This window comes from Neisseria sp. HMSC070H10 (assembly GCF_001837635.1).
In the GTDB taxonomy this organism is placed as follows: Bacteria; Pseudomonadota; Gammaproteobacteria; order Burkholderiales; family Neisseriaceae; genus Neisseria; species Neisseria subflava_A.
In genome coordinates this window covers 1-2,957 of sequence record NZ_KV833377.1, presented here as the reverse complement: position 1 = coordinate 2,957, position 2,957 = coordinate 1, and the positions used below count along the sequence as shown (strand labels likewise).

The 2,957-nt window shown below is 48.6% G+C and carries 3 protein-coding genes and 2 pseudogenes; 3 read left to right on the top strand and 2 right to left on the bottom strand.

Annotation, left to right across the window (positions count from 1 at the left end; translation table 11 throughout):
- Together HMPREF2606_RS07420 and HMPREF2606_RS07415 are read right to left on the bottom strand one after the other, a co-directional pair.
- Window positions 1-205: pseudogene (locus tag HMPREF2606_RS07420) on the bottom strand (transferrin-binding protein); the annotation flags it as partial.
- Between the two features lie 212 nt (window positions 206-417).
- The gene (locus HMPREF2606_RS07415) at window positions 418-1,041 is read right to left on the bottom strand and encodes a biliverdin-producing heme oxygenase (RefSeq protein WP_070843475.1); all 624 of its coding nucleotides are present in this window, start codon (window positions 1,039-1,041) and stop codon (window positions 418-420) included.
- A gap of 452 nt (window positions 1,042-1,493) precedes the next feature.
- On the opposite strand from HMPREF2606_RS07415, the gene HMPREF2606_RS07410 reads away from it, so the two are divergent.
- The 3 genes and pseudogenes from HMPREF2606_RS07410 to HMPREF2606_RS11080 all read left to right on the top strand — a co-directional run.
- The gene (locus HMPREF2606_RS07410) at window positions 1,494-2,030 is read left to right on the top strand and encodes a gamma carbonic anhydrase family protein (protein ID WP_019270852.1); all 537 of its coding nucleotides are present in this window, start codon (window positions 1,494-1,496) and stop codon (window positions 2,028-2,030) included.
- Window positions 2,031-2,069: 39 nt separating this feature from the next.
- Window positions 2,070-2,669, top strand: a complete 600-nt coding sequence (locus HMPREF2606_RS07405; protein WP_070585807.1) for a Maf family protein — start codon at window positions 2,070-2,072, stop codon at window positions 2,667-2,669.
- Window positions 2,670-2,694: 25 nt separating this feature from the next.
- A pseudogene (locus tag HMPREF2606_RS11080) lies at window positions 2,695-2,957 on the top strand (hypothetical protein); the annotation flags it as partial.

Genomic DNA, 2,957 nt, shown 5'->3' with positions numbered 1-2,957 from the left:
CTTCGGCTTTCTTGGCTTCTTCGGCTTTCTTGGCGTCTTCAGTTTGTTTTGAATCACCTCCTCCGCCCGAGCCGGAATTATTGCCCGGCTGTTGCGGGGTCGGTGCAGACTGTGCAGACGGCGTACCACCACCGCTTGAACCGCATGCACTCAATGCGATGCTGCAGGCAATCGCCAACATACTTAATTTAAATGATTCCTTCATGGTCAAACTCCTGAATGTGATAATGGTATTTTGGAATGATGGTGATAAAATATTTGATAATTATTTACATCAAACCAATTAAAATATACCGCAAATGCGGATAACCAAACGGTACTAAACTTGCATCAGTATGAAGGTCGTCTGAAAACGGAATTTATGAATCCGTGCATACAGATGTGTTTCAGACGACCTCTACTTATATCGTCAAACCATTAATGACGATGCGGAACAAAGCCTTCCGGAGCTTCCGCACCTGCAGGCAGGTCAAATGTTTCGCGCAGAACGACTTTGTAGAACGCAAATGCATCTTTTGCACCTTGAATCGCTTCGGCTTCAGCTTCAGGGCTTAAACCCAAAGCATTCAGATGCTCGACAAAAGCACGCCAATGTTTGCCGCGGCCGTTCGGATGGGGAGCGAGGTGGCGCGCGCCGTATTCGCCGGTGTAATCCAGCTTTTGCGCGTGTTTAAATAAAAATGCTGCGCCCAAATTGGAACCTTCGGCGCAATACAGCCAACCGATGGCTTTATTGCCGGTTTCATGCGGCAGCGGTTTGCCGTATTCGTAAGGTTTGTCGCCCAAATCCGCCAAGTCTTGCGTTACCGCATCGTAACGCGCCATGTATTCCAGCTCGGGAATGGCTTTGTTCAACTCGGGGTCTTTATAGATATGATCAACCGCTTTGTGGAACACGGATTGCAGTTTCAAAAATTTGATGTAGTTCTCTTTGTTGGTAAACGGCTCGACAGACATAACCAAGTTGTCCACGCTATCGTGAATAGTTGTAGTTTGCTCTTTCAGCCGTTTGGCAAAAGTCAGCTCTTGTGTTTCGCTCATGTGAATATCCTTCATACAGTTTCAGACGACCTTCCGGCCGCCTTTATTTAAACAAGGTGGATTGGATAGATTTGAAAACGGACACGGGATGGAAGCCAAGGTTTGTGGGATTGGAAACCCACCAAACCTGGTTGAAAACAAACCATCGGGTTTCGTTATTTTATGAAATATTTTTTAAAAATATATATCATTCCAATTCAAATGGCAAGAGAATGGTTTGCAGCTACTTGCAACTACAAGATAATAACGGACAATTTTCCACCTTCGGCAAACAAGAGAGGCAGGCTTAACGGAAAATGATTCCTTAACCATAAAAAATATTGTTTACAAAGACATGACGAAATCTCGGCAGACGCCGTCCTTGCCTCACCTGCGTCAAAACGGCATACTTTCGCCATACCGAGCCGCAGGTCGTCTGAAACCTGCCACACTGTCAAAAAGGAAGAAACAACATGAACCCTATCCGCCCTTTCTTAGACCATACTCCGCAAATTCACGAATCCTGCCTCATCGACGAAACCTCCGTCATCATCGGCGAAGTATCGCTTGCCGAAGACGTATCCGTTTGGCCGTATGCCGTTCTGCGCGGCGACGTGAACAGTATCAGCATCGGCGCGCGCAGCAATGTACAGGACGGCAGTGTCTTGCACGTTTCGCACAAAAACGCGGAAAAGCCCGAAGGCTCACCCCTTATCATCGGCGAAGACGTAACCGTCGGACACAAAGTCATGCTGCACGGCTGCCGCATCGGCGATCGTGTGTTGATTGGGATGGGTACGATTATTCTGGACGATACCGTCATCGAAGACGACGTAATGATAGGCGCAGGCAGCTTGGTGCCGCCACGCAAACGTTTGGAAAGCGGCTATCTCTATGTCGGTTCGCCCGTCAAACAAGTCCGCCCGCTGACCGAAAAAGAAAAAGAATTTTTGAAATATTCTTCCGCGCATTATGTGCGCTTGTCCGGCCAACACAAACAGTCAAAATAATTTTCAGACGGCCTTATATCCCCTAAAAAAGAAAGTTTTATGCACACACTCTACCTAGCCTCCGGCAGCCCGCGCCGCCGCGAAATTCTGGAAAACTTAAGATTCAAAGTTATCCGTATCCCTGCCGACATCGACGAAACGCCGCATTCCGACGAAAAAGCCGCCGATTATGTGCAACGTATGGCGCAGGAAAAAAATGCCGCCGCTGTCGAGCAATGGTTAGCCACACACGACGCGTCGCCCGAATATCCGATTCTGACCGCCGACACTACGGTCGCCTATCAAAACCACATTCTCGGCAAATCGGAAACCGAAGCCCAAGCAGCCGAAATACTCGCCCGGCTTTCAGGGCAGACGCATCAGTTGCTGACTGTCGTATGCGTATATTGGCAAGGGAAAACGCACGGCGTTTTGCAAACCAGCGATGTACGTTTCAAAACCTTGTCTGCCGAAGAAATATCCGCCTATATCCGAAGTGGCGAACCGATGGACAAAGCGGGCGCGTATGGCATTCAGGGTTTGGGCGGCGTGTTTGTCGAGCATTTGCAAGGCAGCTTTACAGGCGTGATGGGCCTGCCCGTTTACGAAACGGTCGGCTTGTTGGAACAATTCGGATTGAGTATTCCCCCATTTGCCTGATTTTAAATACCTTCAAACAAACATTATGAAAACATACGTCTTCCCCTTTTTATCCGCAGTATTCCTTCTCGCTGGCTGCACCACTTTTTCAGACGACGGTACACCCGCCATCCGCAAAGGCAACGACAGCATCCTCTCTTTCGGGAAGCTTGGCTCCGCTATAGAAGATGCGCCTGCAGGCGGCTGGGTCATGCTCGGCGATCAATACACCTATGAGACCTTTGCAAAAAAGTCCTTCCCCCGACAGCCGAAATCTAAACAAAGATTTTCGGCTGTTTTTGTTTCAAA